Annotated in this window: 18 protein-coding genes; 8 read left to right on the forward strand and 10 right to left on the reverse strand. The window is 58.2% G+C overall.

Annotated elements, in window-relative coordinates; all coding sequences use genetic code 11:
• Nucleotides 1-90: 90 nt before the first annotated feature.
• Nucleotides 91-1113 (reverse strand): ketol-acid reductoisomerase, encoded by a 1023-nt coding sequence (gene ilvC, locus ACM66T_RS08655; RefSeq protein WP_231018496.1) that lies wholly within the window; start codon nt 1111-1113, stop codon nt 91-93.
• 194 nt (nt 1114-1307) lie between these two features.
• Here ilvC and ACM66T_RS08660 point away from each other — a divergent pair, with 194 nt between their 5' ends.
• Nucleotides 1308-1982, forward strand: coding sequence for a hypothetical protein (locus ACM66T_RS08660; RefSeq protein ID WP_416768359.1), 675 nt, complete (start codon nt 1308-1310; stop codon nt 1980-1982).
• Here the strand turns inward: ACM66T_RS08660 and ruvX are convergent.
• The 9 genes from ruvX to ACM66T_RS08705 all read right to left on the reverse strand — a co-directional run bounded on the left by ruvX (nt 1954) and on the right by ACM66T_RS08705 (nt 9988).
• The gene (ruvX, locus tag ACM66T_RS08665; protein WP_231018498.1) at nt 1954-2352 is read right to left on the reverse strand and encodes a Holliday junction resolvase RuvX; all 399 of its coding nucleotides are present in this window, start codon (nt 2350-2352) and stop codon (nt 1954-1956) included. The genes ACM66T_RS08660 and ruvX overlap by 29 nt on opposite strands.
• A gap of 3 nt (nt 2353-2355) precedes the next feature.
• Nucleotides 2356-3705: a tRNA uridine-5-carboxymethylaminomethyl(34) synthesis GTPase MnmE gene (gene mnmE / locus ACM66T_RS08670; RefSeq protein WP_231021230.1), complete on the reverse strand. Its 1350-nt coding sequence runs from the start codon at nt 3703-3705 to the stop codon at nt 2356-2358.
• A complete protein-coding gene (locus ACM66T_RS08675; RefSeq protein WP_231018499.1) occupies nt 3702-4475 on the reverse strand; it encodes a Jag N-terminal domain-containing protein in 774 nt (257 codons plus the stop codon). Before ACM66T_RS08675 ends, mnmE begins: the two co-directional genes overlap by 4 nt.
• A gap of 2 nt (nt 4476-4477) precedes the next feature.
• Nucleotides 4478-6097 carry a membrane protein insertase YidC gene (gene yidC, locus ACM66T_RS08680; RefSeq protein ID WP_416768361.1) on the reverse strand — a complete coding sequence of 540 codons (1620 nt, stop codon included), beginning with the start codon at nt 6095-6097 and terminating at the stop codon, nt 4478-4480.
• Nucleotides 6098-6100: 3 nt separating this feature from the next.
• On the reverse strand, nt 6101-6427 hold the full coding sequence (yidD, locus tag ACM66T_RS08685) for a membrane protein insertion efficiency factor YidD (RefSeq protein WP_231018501.1): 327 nt from the start codon (nt 6425-6427) through the stop codon (nt 6101-6103).
• Nucleotides 6424-6741 (reverse strand): ribonuclease P protein component, encoded by a 318-nt coding sequence (gene rnpA, locus ACM66T_RS08690; protein ID WP_231018502.1) that lies wholly within the window; start codon nt 6739-6741, stop codon nt 6424-6426. The genes yidD and rnpA overlap by 4 nt, the downstream gene beginning before the upstream one ends.
• A gap of 11 nt (nt 6742-6752) precedes the next feature.
• Nucleotides 6753-6887, reverse strand: coding sequence for a 50S ribosomal protein L34 (gene rpmH / locus ACM66T_RS08695; protein WP_231018503.1), 135 nt, complete (start codon nt 6885-6887; stop codon nt 6753-6755).
• Nucleotides 6888-6989: 102 nt separating this feature from the next.
• Nucleotides 6990-7388, reverse strand: a complete 399-nt coding sequence (locus ACM66T_RS08700; protein WP_231018504.1) for a hypothetical protein — start codon at nt 7386-7388, stop codon at nt 6990-6992.
• Between the two features lie 23 nt (nt 7389-7411).
• Nucleotides 7412-9988: an ATP-dependent Clp protease ATP-binding subunit gene (locus ACM66T_RS08705; protein ID WP_231018505.1), complete on the reverse strand. Its 2577-nt coding sequence runs from the start codon at nt 9986-9988 to the stop codon at nt 7412-7414.
• A 219-nt stretch (nt 9989-10207) separates the two neighbouring features.
• Here ACM66T_RS08705 and ACM66T_RS08710 point away from each other — a divergent pair, with 219 nt between their 5' ends.
• Genes ACM66T_RS08710 through crcB form a run of 7 tightly spaced genes read left to right on the forward strand, consistent with a single transcriptional unit; the run spans nt 10208 to nt 15399 of the window.
• A complete protein-coding gene (locus tag ACM66T_RS08710; protein WP_231018506.1) occupies nt 10208-11536 on the forward strand; it encodes a S41 family peptidase in 1329 nt (442 codons plus the stop codon).
• Nucleotides 11536-12252, forward strand: coding sequence for a phosphoribosylaminoimidazolesuccinocarboxamide synthase (gene purC, locus ACM66T_RS08715; protein WP_231018507.1), 717 nt, complete (start codon nt 11536-11538; stop codon nt 12250-12252). Before ACM66T_RS08710 ends, purC begins: the two co-directional genes overlap by 1 nt.
• The gene (gene purS, locus ACM66T_RS08720) at nt 12252-12494 is read left to right on the forward strand and encodes a phosphoribosylformylglycinamidine synthase subunit PurS (RefSeq protein ID WP_231018508.1); all 243 of its coding nucleotides are present in this window, start codon (nt 12252-12254) and stop codon (nt 12492-12494) included. Before purC ends, purS begins: the two co-directional genes overlap by 1 nt.
• Entirely contained in the window at nt 12491-13165 is a 675-nt protein-coding gene (gene purQ, locus ACM66T_RS08725) for a phosphoribosylformylglycinamidine synthase subunit PurQ (protein WP_231018509.1), read from the forward strand. Before purS ends, purQ begins: the two co-directional genes overlap by 4 nt.
• Nucleotides 13165-14346, forward strand: coding sequence for a hypothetical protein (locus ACM66T_RS08730; protein WP_231018510.1), 1182 nt, complete (start codon nt 13165-13167; stop codon nt 14344-14346). The genes purQ and ACM66T_RS08730 overlap by 1 nt, the downstream gene beginning before the upstream one ends.
• Complete coding sequence (locus ACM66T_RS08735) at nt 14324-15016, forward strand: lysophospholipid acyltransferase family protein (RefSeq protein ID WP_416768362.1); 693 nt, start codon at nt 14324-14326, stop codon at nt 15014-15016. The genes ACM66T_RS08730 and ACM66T_RS08735 overlap by 23 nt, the downstream gene beginning before the upstream one ends.
• Complete coding sequence (crcB, locus tag ACM66T_RS08740; protein ID WP_231018512.1) at nt 15013-15399, forward strand: fluoride efflux transporter CrcB; 387 nt, start codon at nt 15013-15015, stop codon at nt 15397-15399. The genes ACM66T_RS08735 and crcB overlap by 4 nt, the downstream gene beginning before the upstream one ends.
• Nucleotides 15400-15414: the final 15 nt, after the last annotated feature.

The raw sequence follows: 15414 nt of genomic DNA on the forward strand, positions 1-15414 counted from the left end.
CGAAAAAACGATAGCGCGGCAAGAGGCATATGGGGAAATGTACGGAGGTACGGTGAAAGGGGTCAGCAGCGCAGAAGATGCGCCGCTGTTTTAGTTTTTGTCCTGGTCGACGATTTTGTTCGCTTTGATCCACGGCATCATTTCGCGCAGGCGTGCACCGGTCTTTTCGAGCGGGTGCGCTTTGAGGTTGTTACGCTCTGCGTTCATGCGCGGATAGCCTGCCTGGCCTTCGAGGACGAAGTCTTTGGCGAACTGGCCGTTCTGGATCTCTTTGAGTACCTGTTTCATGGCTGCTTTGGACTCGGCGTTGATGACGCGCGGGCCGGAGACCATGTCACCGTACTCCGCCGTGTTGGAGATAGAGTAACGCATATCGGCGATACCGCCTTCGAAGATCAGGTCGACGATCAGTTTCATCTCGTGCAGACACTCGAAGTACGCCATCTCTTCCGGGTAGCCCGCTTCCGTCAGGGTTTCGAAACCGGCCTGGATCAGTGCAGAAACACCGCCGCAGAGAACAGCCTGCTCACCGAAGAGGTCTGTTTCCGTCTCGTCTTTGAACGTCGTTTCGATGATACCCGTACGGCCGCCGCCGATAGCGGAAGCGTAAGAGAGCGCAAGCTCTTTGGTCATGTTGGACGGGTTTTGACCGACGGCGATCAGGTCAGGGATACCGCCGCCTTTGACGAACTCGCTGCGGACCGTGTGGCCCGGCGCTTTCGGTGCAACCATCATAACGTTGATGTCGGCTGCCGGCTTGATGCGTCCGTAGTGGATGGAGAAACCGTGGCCGAAAGCGATCGTCGCGCCCGGCTTGAGGTTCGGTGCGATCTCGTTCGCGTAGATCTCCGCCTGGTTTTCGTCCGGCAGAAGGATCATAATGACATCAGCCGCTGCGGATGCGTCGGCAACCGTCATGACTTCGAAACCTTTCGCTTCCGCTTTCGCCCAGCTGGAGCCGCCTTTGCGCAGACCGACAATTACTTCTACACCGCTGTCGCGGAGGTTTTCCGCGTGTGCGTGGCCCTGGGAGCCGAAACCGATCATCGCGACTTTTTTGCCCTTGATGATGCTGATATCGCAGTCTTTGTCATAGTACACATTCAATGCCATCAGTTAATCCCTTGGATTGTGGACGATCATCCCGCCTGCAAGGCGGTCCCCGCACCACAAAAATTTTGCGCATTGTACCAAAAAGTCGTGAAAGAGTAGTTTAGGTGCTGCTTAGGCCTTTGAAAACGGTGATTTCTTAATCGCCCCGCGCGCCGGGCATGCTAAAATTTCCGAAAAATTGCGGAAGAGAACGTATGAAAAAATTCAACCTTGTCAAAGAGATCATCGCGATCGACAAACCGGCCATGATGGCCGCCGTCAACGGCGGGAAGCCCTTCGGCATCACGATCAAAGGGGAGATCCACTATCCCCCCTATGATGCACGGAGCTGCTACATTTTCCAGGGCAGCGTCGACCGGCCTGCACCGTCCGCGCTGATGCCGACAAAACCCAAAAGCCTTGCCGAACTGCTCGGCGGAAACATGCAGGTCGTCGAAGTCGAGGACCGCATCCTCATCAAGGCTGCGCGCAACTGGCAGGAGATCATCGGCTATAACGTCCGCCACGCCGATTATGACGATACGACCGGTGACGGCGTCGCCGAATTCACCGACAAGGAGCTTGAGGAGATCGGGTGGCAGGCGACCGAGTTCGGCATCAACTACCGCGAACTCGTCGAACTGATCGAGGCGCAGTGCGAGGGCACCCTCTTCTGCATCGAAAATGAAGGGGAGAACTACCACTTCAGCGGGATGGGATTTATCGACGATATGGCCTGCGCCCGGAAACAGTGCTTTGACTACTGCGCCACAAAGATCGAAACGCTGCTAAAAGAGGATGAGAGCTACCACGGCGCCGTGCTCAGCGACGACGAGGAGGAGGCACTGGCCTTCTTCGGGGTTACTGTCCCAGATAACGCTGTAGAATAACCATCGCCGAGAGCGAATCGACGCGGCCGTCGCGTTTGTAGCGGACCGCGCCCTTCATCAGCGCTTCGGCCTCGAGGGAGCTGTCGCTTTCGTCCTGGTAGGCGACGGGACAGCCGAAATCGACGAGGTTCATGAAATGCGCGACGCGGCGCCGCATCTCCTCCTCGCTGGAGCCGCCCATCGGGATCCCGACGACGACCTGTTTTATCCCCCACTCCGCAATGACGTCGCGCACGGCCTGCGACGCCTGGTTGCGGTTTTTACGTTCGACCGCCGCCAGCGGGGTGACGACAGTGCCGTCCGCGCTGTAGGCCAGTCCGATCCGCTTAAGCCCCAGGTCGATGCCCAGGAGAGGAAACTGTGTCGCCATCTCCTACTTCCCGAGGCAGAAGCTGCCGAACATCTTGTCAAGCATCTCTTCGTTGTCAAAGGGGCGGGTAATGGAAGCCAGGGATTGGATCGCTTCGCCGACGTGGAAGGAGAAGAGTTCCAGCTCCTGGTCCTCCAGGGGCATAAAAGCGTTATCGATCGCCGCAAGCGCCCCTTTGACGGCATCGGTCTGGCGCTGGGAGATGAGCATCGTCTCTTCGGAGACATTCTGCCGGTCCATCCGTGACTGCAGCGCCCCGATCAGGACCGAGGTGTCCTGCTTGCAGCTCATACGCAGCGGGGTGTACCCCTTCAGCGGCGTCTCGTCGAAACGCTGGGGCAGATCGGTCTTGTTCAGTACGGCGATGAACTCACGTTCATCTTGATGCTCCTCCATCAGCGAGAGGATCGCCTTGTCCTCGCCGTCGAGCGCGCGACTGCCGTCAAAGAGCGCAATAACGATGTCGCTCTCGCTCACCGCCTCGATGGAGCGTTCGATCCCGATCCGCTCGATCTCGTCGCCGGCCTCACGGATCCCCGCCGTGTCGACCATCCGGATCAGGTGGCTGCCGATGCGCACCTGCTCCTCGATCGTGTCGCGGGTCGTCCCGGCGATATCGCTGACGATGGCGCGGTTGTAATCGAGGAGGCTGTTGAGCAGGGAACTTTTACCCACGTTCGGCTTGCCGATAATGGCGACTTTGAACCCCTGCATCAGCCCCCTTCTGCGTTCGCTGGACGCCAGGGTACGGCGCAGGGCGGCGGCGATCGTCTCGAGCTTTTTGATGATCTGGTCGATCAGGTCCTGGGGCAAATCCTCCTCGGCATAGTCGATGGAGACCTCCGAATAGGCCAGGATCTCCAGCAGCGCGTCCCGGTTGCCTTCGACGAAGGTCCGCAAGGAGCCTTTCATCTGCTTGGCCAGGATCTTGGCGGCGTCTTCACTGCGGGCCTCGATGAGCCGGGCGATCGCCTCCGCTTCGGTCAGGTCGATGCGGCCGTTATGGAAAGCACGGCGGCTGAACTCGCCCGGCGTCGCCAGGCGCGCGCCGCCGGCCAGGGCCGCTTTCAGGACCTCCTCTGCTACGATCTGCCCGCCGTGGCACTGCAGTTCGACGACATCCTCGCTGGTAAAACTGCGCGGACCGCGGAAAAAAAGGACGATCGCTTCGTCGATAAGTTCGTTCTGGGCGTTATAGAGGGGGTAGAGGTGGGCGCGCCGGTCTTCGAGAGGACGCTGCCCCGTCAGCTTTGAGGCGATCGTCGTCGCCTGCGTGCCGCTGATGCGGATGATGGCGATGGAGCCGATCCCGTGCGCGGTCGCAATGGCGGCAATCGTATCGTTCATAATCAGTAGTTGTGGTAATCGTTGATAATAATGTATTTTCCGCCGTCACGGGTCGTCCGGATGGCAACGTACTTGTCATGGTAGCGCTCGCGCAGCTGCTTCAGGGCGATCTGTACGAGCACCCCGTCGAGGACGCGGGTCTGGGCATGGCCGTCGCGGTCGACGCTCTCAAAAACCCCCGTCAGGTAGCGTGCCACCGACTCCTCCTGGTTGTGGAGGAATTCGGCGATTTCCAGCCGGAGCTGCAGCTGGTACTCGGCATTGATCCAGTTAAAGAGCATATAGGAGAGCGCCTTGTAGCGGTATCCCTCTTTGCCGATCAGCAGCGCCGCGTCTTCCCCGTTGAACTCCACGAGCAGCGTATTGTCGTCGTAGACGGAAACGCGGATGGGTTCGAGTTTGAAACAGATCGTCTTGAAAAGGACGTTGAGTTTCGTCTCCACCTCTTCGGCGATATCGTCGAGATCGTCGTCGCCTTCCGTATAGTGATCCTCGTCCGCGTAGACCTCTTCGTATTCGCTCTCGTCATCTTCGGGATAGGCGATCGGCTCGGTCGGTGCCGGGAGTTCATCCTCCGTCAGCAGCTCCGCCTCATCCTCGGCTTCGTCCGCGGCCTTCGGGCGGGCCACAATGACGGCATGCTTCCGCAGCAGACCGAGGAACCCTTTGCTGGGGTGCTGTACCACGACGATATCGAGTTCCGTCACCGAGCAGCTGAACTGTTTGGAAGCTTCGCTGTACGCCGCTTCAAGCGTCGGCGCTTCGATCTTCTTCATAGTCAGGCCTCGCCCCCGTTCTGCTCTTTTTGCGTCAGGTGCGCTTCATGGCGTGCCGCTTTGATCTTCGCATACTGCTTGTTCACCATGTACTGCTGTCCGATAGAGAGCAGGTTGTTCGTCAGCCAGTAGAGGACCAGGCCCGACGGGAAGGTGACGAAGAAGAAGGTAAAGACGACCGGCAGGTATTTGAAGATTTTCTCCTGCATCGGGTCGGTAAAGTTATTCGGCGTCATCTTCTGCTGGAAGAACATGGATGCCCCCATCAGGATCGGCAGGATGTAGGTCGGGTCCATGCGCGAAAGGTCCCCGATCCAGAACATCCACGGCGCCCCCTGCAGCTCGACGGCGTTGAGCAGAACGCGGTAGATCGCGAAGAAGACGGGGATCTGCAGCAGCAGCGGCAGACAGCCGCCCATCGGGTTGGCGCCGTTCTTCTTATAGAGCTCCATCACCGCCGCGTTCATGCGCTGCGGATCGCCCTTGTACTTCTCGCGCAGCTCTTTCATCTTCGGTGCGAGGTCCTTCATCTTCTGCATGGAGATCATCCCCTTGTAGGTCAGCGGGTAGAGCACCAGGCGGATCACGACGACGAGCGCGACGATCGCCCAGCCCCAGTTGCCGAAGAAGCCGTGCAGGAACAGCAGGAAACCGAACAGCGGTTTCGCCGCCCAGGTAAACCAGCCGTATTCGATCGCATTGACGAGCACCGGGTTGATCGATTCAAGGAGGCGGTAGTCCTTCGGACCGATAAAGCCGTTGAAGCTCAGGGTGTCTGTGGCTTCGAGATACGCGATCGGGTTGTCATTGCGGTCACGGTCGACGTTGACGATGACCTCGGGATCGAGCCCGTAGAAGATGGAGGCGAAATACTGGTCAAAGGCCGAGAGCAGCTGCACGTCGCGCAGCGCGGTGCGCCCCTCGACATCGCCGTCTTCAAAGATATTGGAGACACCGTCGGCCGTATAGGCCATGACGCCGTGCACGGCCATCATCATCTGTCCTTTGTGCTCTGCGTGCTGTCCGACATAGAGGAAGTAGCGCATCGGCTTGGAGAGGGAGACCTTGATGTCGTAGTGGCCGTCGGCGTAGAAGGTCAGCGTTTTCGTAACCGTCAGCTGTGAAAGAGTCTGCGTGAGCGTCAGGGTTTTCGTCCCAGCGGTGTCCAGTGTCAGCGTGCTTGTATCCGCGCGGTACGGTACTTTCAGCGCCTCCGCGTTGACCGCCTCGTCGGCAAAACGGATGAAGAGCGGCTGCGCGCCCTCCTGGGCAATGAGTTCCGTCGGCTTGTCATCGACGTAGTACTTCTTGTCTTTGAGTACCTTGGACACGATCCGGCCAAGGGTATCGATCTTGAGCGTAAATTCGGAGGACTCCACCGTCACCAGCTTCGTGGCGTCGGGGTTGGCCACTTTTTCGCTGGCCGCCACCGTATGACCGACACCGCTGTCCGTGACCACAGGGGTCGTCGCCTCGGCACCTACCTGCTCTTTGAGCGTGACGTTCTGTTCTGCGCTCTCCGGCATCTCCGGCGGGAAGATCGCAGTATAGATAATAAAGAAGACAAATGAAAGGACCACGGCCAGGATCAGCCGCTGGTTGGGACTCATTTTTTCAAACACACGTTAGCCTTTAAACGAAAAATTCTTGATGAGATAAAAGCGGTTTCCCGCTTTTGGAACGAGCCAGTACTTTATCCTATTAATGGTTAAATCTTGCGGATTCGGCCGTAATTTCGCCACCTCGACATAATCTATTCCCCCGGGGAACAGCTGGTTGCATGTCATGATGCGTTTCGTCGAATAATAAAAAGCATGTAAAAGCGGATTCTGTTCGAACTGCTGGCGCGTATACTCCGAGCAGCTGGGATAGTAGCGGCAGCTCCCCCGGCCGATCAGCGTGAAGCTGCGCTGATAGATCCAGATGATCCCGAGTACCAGCCGTCGGATCATGCCTGGAGCGCCCCGACCCGCTCCGCCATTTTCCGGAGCGCTTTTTCCATCACGGCGTAGGGGGTCTCGACCGTCGCCGCCTTGGCGACAAGGATGTAACTGCCGGCGGAAAGCTGCGGTTCAAGACCGTAAAAGAGCGCACGCATGCGGCGTTTGGCGCGGTTGCGTTTGACGGCGTTGCCGACTTTTTTACTGGCAGTGAATCCGACGGATACAAAAGGGGTATTGGGGAGGTAGAAGAGGACAAGCGCAGGCGAATGCGCGCTTTTTCCCTTACGGTAGACCAGCTGAAACTCGCGGTTGTGTTTCAGCACTGCGGACGAACTCAGGCGGCCAGTTTCTTGCGGCCCTTGGCACGACGTGCGTTGATGATCTTGCGGCCGTTTTTTGTCGCCATACGTGCACGGAAACCGTGGGTACGTTTACGAGGCGTGTTATGCGGTTGGTATGTTCTTTTCATGACCATTCCTCTCTGAAAATTTAGTGCGCAATTATGCCTAATTCATACTTAATAGTTATTTAAGGATAAGAGAAAGTCTGCCATTTTTCCCTGCCGGATGGCTCAAAAACCGCCGTTCGTATCGGCCGGCGGGATGAGCAGATCTTTCAGCGGCGGCATGACCGACTGGTCTTTCGGCGTCGCGATATCGCTGAGGGCCTCCTTGATCTGCACGTGACAGTCCCGGCAGCCCCGGATCACTTTGTGCTCCTCTACCCCCACGTTCTCGATCTTCTCGACGGGGTGGCAGGCGAAACACTCGCTGCCGCATTCGGCCATGGCATTGGGGTCGGCGCTGTGGCAATCGATGCACCCGAGCATCGGCTTATGGCGCGGATCGTTCTGGATCGTCGGCAACAATTTCGGGTGGCAGGTAAGGCAGTCCCCCGTACAGGCAAAGAGCGTCGCGAAAAGCCCCGGCATCACTACCGGGAGGAGTAAAAGGCGTTTGAGCATTTTCATACCGGGATTGTAGCGCGTCCGGATTAATCGACGGCCACGGTGATCTCTTCGCCCTCGGCATCGAAGACGACCCCGTTCCCCTCTTCGACCTCGCCGCCGAGAATCAGGTCGGCCAGGCGGTCTTCGACGATCTCGTAGAGCGCACGCTTCAGCGGCCGTGCCCCGTAGACCGGGTCGAAACCGGCCCGTGCGATGAGCCGTTTCGCCTCTTCACTCAGGGTGAGCGAAATGTTCCGCTCTTCCACCTTCTTGGCGATGGCCTCGAAGAAGAGGTCGACGATGGCGATGATCTGATCCTCGCCCAGCGGGTTGAAGATGACGACGTCGTCGAGGCGGTTGAGGAACTCCGGCTTGAATTTGCCGCGCAGTTCGCCCAGTACCACCTCTTCGAGGTTCGGGTCCCCCTGCATCGTCATGATCTTGTCGCTGGCGATGTTGGAGGTGAGGATGATGATCGTATTGGTGAAATCGACCGTCACCCCCTTGTTGTCCGTCAGTCGTCCGTCGTCGAGCACCTGCAGGAGCATGTTAAAAACGTCCGGATGCGCTTTTTCCACCTCGTCGAACAGTACGACGCTGTAGGGTTTGCGGCGCACCGCCTCGGTCAGCTGCCCGCCCTCTTCGTAGCCGACGTACCCCGGAGGCGCACCGACCAGGCGGGAGACCGCGTGTTTCTCCATGTATTCGCTCATATCGAGACGGATCAATGCCTCTTCGCTATCGAAGAGGAACTTGGCCAGGGTCTTGGCCGTCTGGGTCTTACCGACCCCGGTCGGCCCCAGGAACATGAACGATCCGATCGGGCGGTCCGCGTCGGAGAGCCCCGCTTTGTTGCGCTTGATGGCGCGGGCAACGGCGTGGGTCGCCTTGTCCTGCCCGACGACGTCGCGGTTGAGTTCATCCTCGATATGGAGGATCTTTTCGCGTTCGCTCTGCAGCATCTTCGTCACAGGAATCCCCGTCCAGCGGCTAACGATCCCGGCGATGGAGGCTTCGTCAACGCTGTTTTTGAGCAGCGTCCCCTCCCCCTGCATCGCTTTCCACTTCTCCTGGAGCGCAACTTCTTCTTCGCCCAGCTGCGGGATCTTGCCGTACTCGATCTCGGCGGCCTTGTTGAACTCGCCCTGCTGCTTCGCCAGTTCCGCTTCGCGGCGCTTGGCCTCGATCTCGCCTTTGATGGCGGCGATGCGCTCGAAAACCTCTTTTTCCCCCTGGTACTGCGCCTCGAGGGTCCGTTTCTCCTCTTCGGCGTCCGCCAGCTCTTTTTCGATCTCGCCCAGACGCTTCTCATTGGCCGGGTTCTCGTCCATTTTCAGTGCCTCTTTCTCGACCTGAAGCTCCTGGATCTTGCGCTTCGCGCCGGAGAGTGCATGTGGCTCGGACTCGATCTGCATCTTCAGCTCGGCTGCCGCCTCGTCGATCAGGTCGATCGCCTTGTCCGGAAGGAAGCGGTCGGAGATGTAGCGGTCGGAGAGCTTCGCCGCCGCCACCAGCGCCGCATCGGTAATGGTGACATTGTGGTGGCCTTCAAGGCGCTCTTTGATCCCGCGCAGGATCTGCAGCGCCTGGTTGATGGAAGGCTCGTCCACCGTCACCGGCTGGAAACGGCGCTGCAGGGCCGCGTCTTTTTCGAAATACTTGCGGTACTCCTTGAGCGTCGTCGCCCCGATGGTGTGCAGTTCGCCGCGGGCCAGCGCCGGCTTGAGAATGTTCGCCGCGTCCATACTCCCCTCCGACGCCCCCGCGCCGACGATGGTATGGATCTCGTCGATAAAGAGGATGACGTTGCCGCTCTGCTTCACCTCGTCGATGACCGCCTTGAGACGGTCCTCGAACTCGCCGCGGTATTTCGCCCCGGCGATGAGGGCGCTCATATCCAGCGCCACGACCTTTTTATTCTGCAGGGAAAGCGGCACTTCTTTATTATAGATGCGCTGCGCCAAGCCTTCGACCAGGGCCGTTTTACCGACGCCCGGTTCCCCGAGCAGGATCGGATTGTTCTTCGTTTTGCGGATCAGAATCTGCATCATGCGCTGCACCTCTTCGTCGCGGCCGATGACGGGGGCAAGTTCGCCCGCCGCCGCCTGCGCCGTCAGGTCGATGCCGTACTTGGAGAGGCTCTCGAGGTTCTCGTCCGCCGTCTGGCTCTCGATCTTCTGTCCGCCGCGCATCGCCTCAAAAGTCTTGCGCAGCTCCATCTTGTCGACATAGCGCCCCAGGATCGTTCCGAAGGGCTCGCTCTCCAGATTGCCGAGGATGAAACTGTCGACGGCCATGTAGCTGTCGCCGTTGCGCGTCATCTCCCCGACGCCCCGCTCAAGGGCCTGCACGAGGTTGCGCGAGATCCGCATGTTCTCCTTGCTCACCCCGCTGCTTTTGGGCAGCTTGTCCGCCGCACTTTTGACGTCGAGCTCGATCGCACTTTTATCGACGCCCATTTTCCTAAGGGCCTGATTCAGAACGCTGTCGCTGTTCGTGAGCAGCGCCCAGAGGGCATGAACGGGTTCCACTTCGTTGTTCTGGTTATGCAGTCCAAGCGAAAGGGCCGATTCGATGGTCTGTGTCATCTGATGGGTCAGTTTTTCAAAAATCGTATTCATTTTATGTGTCCTTTATTAGCTGCTGTTGAGTGGAATGATTATAGCATCTTTAGTCCATTACTGTCAACTATACTTGATACAGAATGACTAAAGTTTTATCGACCCCATCCATCATACCGCATTTTTTTGCACGGCACGCCACGGTCTACATGCTTTTATTTTACTATTGTTTGACTATAATAGACGCTCAAAAATTGCGAGACTGGAAAGCAGCAGAAAATGAAAAAGAAAAAGATGATGGCGATGGGCTTTCTCACGGCAACGGCGGCCGTAGCCCTGACCTATTCCACCGCCCTCCTCGCCGACGCACCCACCGAGGGTACACCGACGGTTGAAGCTTCCCGGCTCCAGGCGTTGGCGAAATTCACGAAGGTCCTCAGTATCGTCGAAAAATATTACGTCGACGAGGAGAGTATCGAGACCCTGATGAACAAATCCATCGAGGGAATGATGGGCAAACTCGACGCCCACTCCTCCTACCTGAACCAGAAGGGCTTTAAAGACCTCCAGGTACAGACCAAGGGCGAGTTCGGCGGCCTGGGTATCACCGTCGGCATCAAAGACGGCGCCCTGACCGTCATCGCGCCGATCGAAGGCACCCCGGCGGACAAAGCCGGTCTGCAGGCCGGCGACATCATTCTCAAGATCGATGACACCCCGACAATCGATATGGACATCGACGAAGCGGTCCATCTCATGCGCGGCAAGCCGAAAACGCCGATCGACATCACCATCGTCCGCAAAGGCGAGACCAAACCCTTCCCGGTCCACATTATCCGCGACATCATCAAGATCCAGTCCGTCTATGCCAAGACCATCGGCGACGACACCGTCTACCTGCGTGTCACGAGTTTCGACCAAAAGGTCGTCGAGGGCATCTCGAAGGCGATCCGCCAGCATAACGGCGACGCCAAAGGGTTCATTCTCGACCTGCGCAACAACCCCGGCGGTCTGCTTGACCAGGCCGTCGGCCTCGTCGACCTCTTTGTCGACAAGGGTGTCATCGTTTCGCAAAAGGGGCGTGACGAACGCGAAAACACCGAATACAGCGCCCACAAATCCGCCACCCTGACGAAGAAGCCGCTCGTCGTCCTCGTCAACGAGGGGAGCGCCTCCGCCTCCGAGATCGTCAGCGGCGCCCTGCAGGACCACAAACGTGCCGTGCTTGTCGGCAAGAAGACCTTCGGGAAGGGCTCCGTCCAGGTCATTCTCCCGATCAGCGATAACGAGGCCATCAAGCTGACGGTCGCGCGCTACTACCTGCCAAGCGGCCGGACGATCCAGGCGATCGGCGTGACCCCGGACGTCCTGGTCGATCGCGGTGCCGTACCGAAGACCGACGACGACGAATTTGCGATCAAAGAGGCCGACCTGAAGATGCACCTCAAAAGCGAGCTGCAGAAGATCGACGGCAATACCACAAAAACCGATGAGGGTGAAAAGGTGGACAGCAACATCATCACCGATAAACAGATCGGCAACGACATTCAGCTCAAAGAGGCTGTTGACATTCTCAAAGCACTTACCATCGTGAAAGGAACACATTAATGGAAAAACGCGAACTGCTGTATGAGGGCAAGGCAAAAAAACTCTTTACAACGGACGATCCGAACCTGCTGATCTCCGAATTCAAAGATGACCTGACCGCTTTCAACGGCGCCAAGAAATCGAGTGAAGCGGGCAAAGGCGCGCTCAACAACAAGATCTCGACGGCACTCTTCAAACTGATCGAATCGGAGGGCGTCCCGACGCACTTCGTGGGCATGCTCGACGACAACCATATGCTGCACAAGCGCGTCGACGTCATCCTGATCGAAGTAATCGTCCGGAATATCGCGACCGGAAGCCTGAGCAAAAACCTCGGGATCGAGGACGGGAAAGTCCTCCCTTTCACCCTCGTCGAATTCGATTATAAAAACGATGAACTCGGCGACCCGAAACTGAACGACCAGCACGCCCTGATCCTCGGCCTCGTCGACTATCAGGACGAGCTTGACAAGATCCGCCGCATGGCCCGCCAGGTCAACGACATCCTCAAACCCTACTTTGCCGAAAAAGGGCTCAACCTCGTCGACTTCAAACTCGAATTCGGCAAGGACAAAGAGGGCAACATTATCCTCGCCGACGAGATCAGCCCGGACAACTGCCGCTTCTGGGATATGGAAACGGGCGAAAAGATGGACAAAGACCGTTTCCGCCAGGGACTCGGCGGACTCAAAGTGGCCTACGAAGAGGTCCTCAACCGTATTTTGGGAGCAAAGTAATGAAAGCAATCGTCAACGTATTTTTGAAGCAGGGTGTCCTGGATTCACAGGGAAAAGCCGTCCACCACGCACTGGACTCACTCAAATTCGACGGCGTCAACGACGTCCGCGTCGGCAAGCAGATCGTCCTTGATCTCTCCGCCGCCGATGAAGCGAGCGCCAAAGCGGAGGTCACCGAAATGTGCGAATCCCTGCTGGCCAATACCGTTATCGAAGATTACGCCATCGAGATCGTCTCATGAAAGTCTCCATTATTCAGTTTCCCGGAACGAACTGCGAGTACGATACGCAGTACGCTTTCGAAAAGCTGGGAGCGACGACGGAGCTCGTCTGGCATAAAGAGACCAAAATCGCCGACGATACCGATCTTGTCGTCGTCGCGGGCGGGTTCAGCTACGGTGACTACCTGCGCAGCGGCGCCATCGCCCGCTTCAGCCCCGTCATGCAGGCGGTCGAGGCCCACGCCAATCGCGGCGGAAAGGTCCTCGGCATCTGTAACGGCTTCCAGGTCCTGACAGAATCGCGGCTGCTGCCGGGAGCGCTCAAACGCAATGAGCACCTCCACTTCATCTCCCGCCATCACCACCTCAAGATCGCCGGGAACGAGAACGCATTCCTGAACAAGCTGTGCAGAGACGATGTCGTGAACATCCCCATCGCCCACCACGACGGGAACTACTATATCGATCCGGACGGTCTCAAGGCGCTTTACGACAACGACCAGGTACTGCTGCACTACTGCGATGCCGAGGGCAACGTCAGCAACCCCAACGGGTCCGTCGATGCCATCGCCGGCGTCTGCAACGCCGCCAAGAACGTGTTCGGACTGATGCCGCACCCCGAACGCGCCATGGAAGCCATTCTCGGCTCCGCGGACGGCAAGGCGATGCTTGAAGGGTTCTTCGCTTCCTGATGCGTTCACTCCTGCTGCTCCTCTGGCTCGGTACTATTGGCCTCCTGCAGGCCGTCACAATCGTCACCGACCTCCCCGAAACCGTTATGCCCTTTACTATGCAGGCCGAAGAGCCGAATGATGCGGCCGAGGTCGAAAGCGCCGACTTTGCCGTGCAGGAGGAGAATGAGACACCCGACACCCGCCATCTCTACGCCACGCTTGTCGAAAAGCCCGAGCGGCTCTTCAAAGGCGAGATCGTCTCCATCGTCATCCGGACCGTCATCACGACCGACCTTTTCGACGATCTCTCCTACCGCTTCAGCGGCGGCAGCGGACTCTCCCTGCTCAGCGACTCCCCTGAACGGCAACGGCAGGAGCACACCTACCTGGACCGTTTCTATTTCAAGGTCACAGGGAAACGCGCCCTACTGCCCGACATCACTCCGGTACTGACGCTGGGGTACGGCGAAGAGGAGAGCTCCGCTCCTATCCAGGGCGGGGCCATCGAAGCGACGGTGCTCAACCCTCCGAAAAACTTCTGCGGCATCCTGGCGGACCGTTTCGCGATCACCCATGTCAAGACCACCGTCTACGACAAGGGGCACAACATCATCGTGATCTCGGCCGATGCCAACCGCAGCGACCTGAAAGACTTCCACCTCTCCGAGGCTGAAAAACAGAACTTTGAATCGCTGCAGATCAACCCGCACTTCGCTTCGATGAGCTACTATGCCGTCCTGCCCAAAACCGTCGAAGTGCTCCGTTTTCAGTACTTCAACCTGCAAAACAAACGGTACGAACGCATCAGTATCCCAATCGAGGTCGATGACGATCTCGTCTCGACGACCAGCGATATCAATCCGATCGAGCATGGGCATGTCACCCAGAAAACTATCGTTTTCCTCGTTGTTTTCGGGCTCTTCTTCGTGCTTGCGCTCTGGAAACGCTCCTGGACGCTGCTCGCCGTTGCCGTCGCTGCGGGAGGCTATGCCGCCTGGCTCAATATCCCGCTGCAGCAGGTCTGTATCAAAGAGGGGGCGCCCATCTACCTGCTGCCGATGCGCAACGCGACGGTCTTCGAGATCACGCCGCAGCGCCACCAGCTCGATGCCGAAGGGCATAGCAAAGGCTATACGAAGATTCGCCTCCAGAACGATCAGATCGGTTGGGTCAAGAATGAAGATACTTGCGCGGATTAACTGGGTTTACAGCACCCTCGTCATCTTTACGGGTCTGCTGCTAAAGATCCTCCTCTACCCCTTCGTCCCCCGTCCCTACGCCTCCAAAATCGCCGCCTGGTTCATCCGGCTTCTGATCTTCGTGCATGTCCGCAAAGTCGGCGAGCCCGATCCCGAGGCGCAGATGTATATCATCAACCATCAAAGCGAACTCGACATCGGCGTGATCGAGAGTACGACGCAACGCGAACTCGCCTGGGTGGCCAAAAAAGAGCTTTTTGAAGTGCCCTTTTTCTCCCTCGCCGTCCGTCTCTCCCGGGAGATCCCCCTCGAGCGCGAGAGCAAAAGCGCCCTCGTTGCCCTCCTCAAGGCGGCCAAGGAGCGCATCGACGAGGGGAGAATCGTCTGTATCTTCCCGGAGGGTACACGTTCGGAAAGCGGCCGGATGCGCCGCTTCAAACCCGGGGCGAAACTGATCGCCGACAAGCTCGGCCTGACGGTACAGCCCGTCGTACTGATCCATACCGCCCGTTTCTTCAGCACCAAGCGCATGACGGCCGCGCCGGGAATGATCACCGCGATCTACCTGGAGAGTTTCACCGCGGACAAAAGCGACAAAAAGTGGCTCGAAACCGTGCAGCATCAGATGCAAGAAACCTATGACCGCTATGTACAAAAGGAAAACGTATGAGCTTTACTACCCTGCTCGCCATCGGAAGCGGCGGCTTTATCGGTGCCGTGCTGCGCGCCTACCTCAACGGTCTCATCTCCCACCGCGTGCCCCACGACCTCCCCTTCGGCACCCTCGGCGTCAATCTGATCGGCAGTTTCATCATGGGGGTCCTCGTCGCCTACTTCATGTACACGACCTATTTTTCCCTGCACGTCAAATCGTTCCTCTCGACGGGTATCCTGGGCGCGCTGACAACCTATTCGACCTTCGCGATCGAGAGCGTCATGCTGCTGACCGGCGGCCATATAGCGCTGGCCGCCGCCAACATCGGGCTGAATGCCCTGGGAACCGTCCTGATGGCCGGCGGAGGGTATCGGCTCGCTTCGGCCCTGCTGCGGTAAGCGCAGACCACTATT

This window comes from Sulfurimonas sp. ST-25 (genome assembly GCF_048079205.1).
In the GTDB taxonomy this organism is placed as follows: domain Bacteria; phylum Campylobacterota; class Campylobacteria; order Campylobacterales; family Sulfurimonadaceae; genus Thiomicrolovo; species Thiomicrolovo sulfuroxydans.

Bases quoted from the DNA above. Each gene is read 5' to 3' on its own strand.
- crcB (WP_231018512.1), top strand. From the start codon at position 15,013: ATGAGCTTTACTACCCTGCTCGCCATCGGAAGCGGCGGCTTTATCGGT.
- purQ (WP_231018509.1), top strand. From the start codon at position 12,491: ATGAAAGTCTCCATTATTCAGTTTCCCGGAACGAACTGCGAGTACGAT.
- ilvC (WP_231018496.1), bottom strand. From the start codon at position 1,113: ATGGCATTGAATGTGTACTATGACAAAGACTGCGATATCAGCATCATC.
- purC (WP_231018507.1), top strand. From the start codon at position 11,536: ATGGAAAAACGCGAACTGCTGTATGAGGGCAAGGCAAAAAAACTCTTT.
- ACM66T_RS08660 (WP_416768359.1), top strand. From the start codon at position 1,308: ATGAAAAAATTCAACCTTGTCAAAGAGATCATCGCGATCGACAAACCG.
- purS (WP_231018508.1), top strand. From the start codon at position 12,252: ATGAAAGCAATCGTCAACGTATTTTTGAAGCAGGGTGTCCTGGATTCA.
- ACM66T_RS08735 (WP_416768362.1), top strand. From the start codon at position 14,324: ATGAAGATACTTGCGCGGATTAACTGGGTTTACAGCACCCTCGTCATC.
- ACM66T_RS08705 (WP_231018505.1), bottom strand. From the start codon at position 9,988: ATGAATACGATTTTTGAAAAACTGACCCATCAGATGACACAGACCATC.
- rpmH (WP_231018503.1), bottom strand. From the start codon at position 6,887: ATGAAAAGAACATACCAACCGCATAACACGCCTCGTAAACGTACCCAC.
- yidD (WP_231018501.1), bottom strand. From the start codon at position 6,427: ATGATCCGACGGCTGGTACTCGGGATCATCTGGATCTATCAGCGCAGC.
- ruvX (WP_231018498.1), bottom strand. From the start codon at position 2,352: ATGGCGACACAGTTTCCTCTCCTGGGCATCGACCTGGGGCTTAAGCGG.
- ACM66T_RS08730 (WP_231018510.1), top strand. From the start codon at position 13,165: ATGCGTTCACTCCTGCTGCTCCTCTGGCTCGGTACTATTGGCCTCCTG.
- ACM66T_RS08700 (WP_231018504.1), bottom strand. From the start codon at position 7,388: ATGAAAATGCTCAAACGCCTTTTACTCCTCCCGGTAGTGATGCCGGGG.
- ACM66T_RS08710 (WP_231018506.1), top strand. From the start codon at position 10,208: ATGAAAAAGAAAAAGATGATGGCGATGGGCTTTCTCACGGCAACGGCG.
- ACM66T_RS08675 (WP_231018499.1), bottom strand. From the start codon at position 4,475: ATGAAGAAGATCGAAGCGCCGACGCTTGAAGCGGCGTACAGCGAAGCT.